This is a genomic window from Ensifer sp. SSB1 (genome assembly GCF_016652895.1).
Lineage (GTDB): Bacteria > Pseudomonadota > Alphaproteobacteria > Rhizobiales > Rhizobiaceae > Ensifer.
In genome coordinates, this window is the sequence record NZ_JAEPRP010000007.1 from 88665 (window position 1) to 92924 (window position 4260).

The following is a 4260-nucleotide window of genomic DNA, read 5'->3' on the forward strand; positions in this document are numbered from 1 at the left end:
GGAGTTCGAAATCCGCATCGCGCGTGGGACTGCCGGTTGCCAGGCACTCGCCGACACGATGGTGGGCCTCCAGGATCGTCTCGATCTGGGCGGGAGAACGGCGTGCGGCTGCCAGCCCCGCCGATTCGACCTCAAAGACTGTTCGAAGTTCGAGAAGTTCGATGACGGACGAAATCCGCTCCGTCTTCAAATCGTTGAAAGGTTGGTTCTTTTCCGGCTTTGTCTCCAGGGCAAAGATGCCGGCGCCCTTGCGCGCTTCGACCAAGCCGTCGGCGCGAAGGATAGCGATCGCTTCCCGAACGACGGTGCGGCTGACGGAATACTCGCGCGTCAGAGCGCTTTCGCTCGGAAGCCTGTCGCCGGGGCGGAACACGCCTTCCGCCAGATCGCGACGCAGTGCGGCGCTGATTTTTGCCGCAAGCGACGTGCCACGCTCCATAGTGTTAACGGCTTCCATTTCTGCCCCAACATGCCTAAACCTGTCTGGCATGTTAGCCGTTATCTGTTCGAATGCAAGGGCGGCGCTCTCAACCTGCGCTGGCGCAGGCTCCGCAGCATCGAACGTCAGCGTGTCCCGCCGTCTTCACTTCATCGCGTACGGCTGTGCGCCATTTCTTCATTCTGGGTTCGGTTCCATCGCGTCTAGCCTCGTTTGCACCGATGACCGCCGCAGAATCCGGGATGCGACGGCGCTGCCACCCCCATCCCGGATTCGTCAAAGAAGGCTGGCGAGCGGTCCTCAGATCGACGACAGATCGGAGGGCAGGAGCGCATCAGGGACATTCTGATAGGACACGGGCCTCAAAAACCTGCGGATGGCCATGGTCCCGACCGAGGTCGCGCCGAAGTTCGTGGAGGCAGGGTAGGGCCCACCATGAACCATGGCATCGCAGACTTCGACGCCCGTCGGAAAGCCGTTCACCAGGAGGCGACCGGCCTTGCGCTCGAGGATCGGCATCAGCCGGCGCGCAAGATCGGTGTCGCCTTCGTCGAGTTGAAGTGTTGCGGTCAACTGCCCGTCGAAGCTCCTGGCGACGGCGGTCAGCTCTTCCACGTTCTCGACCGTAACGATAAGGCCGAGCGGGCCGAACACTTCTTCCGACAGCGCATGATTGGCGAGCCAGTCCTGCGCCGAGACGAGGAAGAGGTTAGGCGTGGCGTTGCGCAGATCGCAGCTGGACGTAAAGACGTCGCGAACACCGTGCCCTGAAGAGATACGGTCGCGCCCATCGCGATAGGCCTTGGCAATTCCATCCGTCAGCATCACCTGTGGGCCGACTTGCGAGAGTGCTGCGCGTGCACTTTCCGCAAAGGCAGGCGCTTGTTCTGATACGATCACGGCAATGCCCGGATTGGTACAGAATTGTCCGGCACCCAGCGTCAGCGAGCTTGCCCAACCCTTGGCAACATCTTCTCCGCGGGTCTTGCTAGCTTCGGGCAGGATGAACATCGGGTTGACCGAGCCCAGTTCACCGAAGAAGGGAATCGGTTCCGGGCGCTGGGCGCATAGGTCGAAAAGCGCGCGGCCGCCCGCGAGCGAACCGGTAAAACCGACCGCCTTGATGAGGGAGTGCGTCACGAGAGCTGTCCCCACGTCGCGACGGCCGCCCTGGATAAGCGAGAATACGCCGGGGTGAAGGCCATGCTTCCTGATCGCCGCATCCGCCGCCTCTGCAATCACTTCGCTCGTTCCCGGGTGGGCTGAATGGCCCTTCACGACGACCGGGCAACCGGCGGCAAGAGCCGATGCGGTATCGCCGCCCATCGTCGAGAAGGCCAGCGGGAAGTTGGAGGCACCGAACACCGCGACCGGGCCGATCGGCCGCTGCAGCAGCCGGATATCGGGCCGTGGCAAGGGTTTTCGGTCCGGCAGCGCCTGATCGTGGCGCTTGTCGAGATATTCGCCCTTGCGGATATGGGCGGCAAAAAGTCGAAGCTGGCCAGTGGTTCGTCCCCGCTCGCCTTCGAGGCGAGCGGTTGGCAAGCCGGTTTCCGAGCTTCCGATCTCGGTGATTGCCGCGGCGCGGGCTTCGATCTCATCGGCGATGGTTTCGAGGAAGGCGGCGCGCTCGTCCCGGCTGGAGTAGCCGTAGGACCAGAAGGCTTCCTCGGCGGCCTTTGTCGCCCTGTCCACCAGATCCGTCGTGCCGACGGAGAAGTTGAAAGCGGGGCCATGCGCCGGTTCGCTTCTGAAGGTCTGCTCGGTCGCGATCCACTCGCCCGCAACCAGATGTTTGCCGTGAAGGGTAAAGGTCATAGCCACTCCTTGAAGATGGGATTGTTCGCGAGGGCGCCGCCTTGAGCGCGCGCCATGGAAATGTCGGCAGCAGGTGGCGCCAGTCGAGATTTGGCGCGCCAGGTCTCGGATTGTCGTTCGCTGCCCAACCGAGTCCGCCCAGATGTGAAGTGTCCCGCCCGCGCGACCGAGTGCGCCGGCGGCGACCTGATCACAGGAGCGCTTCATTCGGGTCTTGACCTTGAGCAGCTTATCATACAATAGGAACTAACATGTATTATGTCTTGTCCGCAATACCTCAAGGAGGACCGAATGCTGACCGTTGAAACCAGGCAGGCCGTCAATCCGGATTACGCGCGAGCGCTCGATACGGAGGGGCTGCGCAGACATTTCCTGGCGCAGGACATGTTCCGTCCGGGCGAGATCCGGTTGATCTACACGCACTATGACCGCTTCGTTATGGGCGGCGCCGTTCCTGACGGTGCGGCGCTCACGCTCGATCGGGTCGAGGAAACGAAGACGCCGTCCTTCCTCGACCGGCGCGAAATGGGCATCGTAAACATCGGCGAGGTTGGCACAGTGACGGCTGGCAACGAGACCTACACCCTCAACGGTGGCGATGTGCTCTATCTCGGGGCAGGCTCTGGCGCAGTGACGTTTGCCGGGGGCGGGCGGTTCTACATCGTGTCCAGTCCTGCGCACCGCAGCCTGCCGGCGCGGCTCGTAACGCTCGCCGAAAGCAAGGAGGTCAAACTTGGTGCGGTCGAGACCTCGAACAAACGCACCATCAATCAGTTCATCCACCCGCTCGTGATGGAAAGCTGCCAGCTTGTGCTCGGCTACACGACGCTCGAAGACGGGTCCGTTTGGAATACGATCCCCTCCCACGTGCATGATCGCCGAATGGAGGCCTATCTCTATTTCGGCATGGACGAGAAATCTCGGGTGCTCCACCTCATGGGCGAGCCGCAGGAGACGAGGCATCTCTTCATCGCCAACGAGCAAGGCGCCATCTCGCCGCCGTGGTCCATCCATTCGGGCGCGGGGATCGGCTCCTATACGTTCATTTGGGCGATGGCCGGCGATAACGTCGACTACACGGACATGGATTTCATTCAACCGGCGGATCTGCGATGAAAAATCCCTTTTCTCTTGAAGGACATAAGGCTCTTGTCACGGGGTCTAACACCGGGCTCGGTCAGGCCATTGCGGTCGGTCTGGCGCAAGCCGGAGCCGAGGTCGTCTGTGCCGCTCGCAGGGCGCCAGACGAAACGCTCGCGCTGATTGAGACGGCGGGGGGAAAGGCGAGTGCGCTGGCACTCGATTTCGCCGATCCCATGGCGGCGGCCGGGGCCTTCGCCGGTGCCGGGTTCGACATTCTCGTCAACAATGCCGGTATCATCCGTCGCGCGGATGCGGTCGAATTTTCCGAAGCCGACTGGGATGCGGTGATGGATGTGAACCTGAAGGCGTTGTTCTTCACGACGCAGGCTTTCGCCAGAGAGCTGCTCCTGAAGAGCGCCCCCGGCAAGGTGGTCAACATCGCCTCGCTGCTCTCCTTCCAGGGGGGGATTCGCGTTCCCTCCTATACCGCCGCCAAGCATGGCGTGGTGGGCATCACGAAGCTCCTTGCCAATGAGTGGGCGGCAAAGGGCATCAACGTCAATGCTGTCGCGCCCGGCTACATTGAGACCAACAACACCGAGGCGTTGAGGGCTGATGCCGAGCGCAGCAAGGCGATCCTCGAGCGGATTCCGGCCGGCCGCTGGGGTCGATCCGAGGACATTTCCGGCGCGGCCGTCTTTTTGTCTTCAGCGGCGGCAAACTACATTCATGGCGCCGTGTTGAATGTCGATGGCGGGTGGTTGGCGCGTTAAGTGCTAACTTGTATTATGACTTGTATGATGATTGTTGACATGAGTCAGATATCTCGCTTAATACAGATCATCATTCATAGAGGAACACAGTCATGACCCCCGAACAGATCAAGGCCGCGCTTGGCTCAGGCCTCCTTTCCTTCCCGG

General features: G+C 61.7%; 4 protein-coding genes. 2 read left to right on the forward strand and 2 right to left on the reverse strand.

The annotated features are described in order from the left end of the window. Both I8N66_RS03270 and I8N66_RS03275 read right to left on the reverse strand, forming a co-directional pair. Positions 1–457: GntR family transcriptional regulator (locus I8N66_RS03270; RefSeq protein ID WP_291149598.1), on the reverse strand; the 457-nt coding region annotated here is incomplete at its 3' end. A 282-nt stretch (positions 458–739) separates the two neighbouring features. Then, the gene (locus I8N66_RS03275; RefSeq protein ID WP_291149601.1) at positions 740–2257 is read right to left on the reverse strand and encodes an aldehyde dehydrogenase (NADP(+)); all 1518 of its coding nucleotides are present in this window, start codon (positions 2255–2257) and stop codon (positions 740–742) included. Positions 2258–2548: 291 nt separating this feature from the next. Here I8N66_RS03275 and kduI point away from each other — a divergent pair, with 291 nt between their 5' ends. Both kduI and kduD read left to right on the forward strand, forming a co-directional pair. Next, a complete protein-coding gene (kduI, locus tag I8N66_RS03280; protein WP_291149603.1) occupies positions 2549–3373 on the forward strand; it encodes a 5-dehydro-4-deoxy-D-glucuronate isomerase in 825 nt (274 codons plus the stop codon). Then, on the forward strand, positions 3370–4113 hold the full coding sequence (kduD, locus tag I8N66_RS03285; RefSeq protein ID WP_291149606.1) for a 2-dehydro-3-deoxy-D-gluconate 5-dehydrogenase KduD: 744 nt from the start codon (positions 3370–3372) through the stop codon (positions 4111–4113). The genes kduI and kduD overlap by 4 nt, the downstream gene beginning before the upstream one ends. Positions 4114–4260: the final 147 nt, after the last annotated feature.

What these genes read in the sequence shown, in the direction of transcription:
- I8N66_RS03275 (WP_291149601.1), bottom strand. Translation starts at nt 2,257, where the DNA reads ATGACCTTTACCCTTCACGGCAAACATCTGGTTGCGGGCGAGTGGATC.
- kduI (WP_291149603.1), top strand. Translation starts at nt 2,549, where the DNA reads ATGCTGACCGTTGAAACCAGGCAGGCCGTCAATCCGGATTACGCGCGA.
- kduD (WP_291149606.1), top strand. Translation starts at nt 3,370, where the DNA reads ATGAAAAATCCCTTTTCTCTTGAAGGACATAAGGCTCTTGTCACGGGG.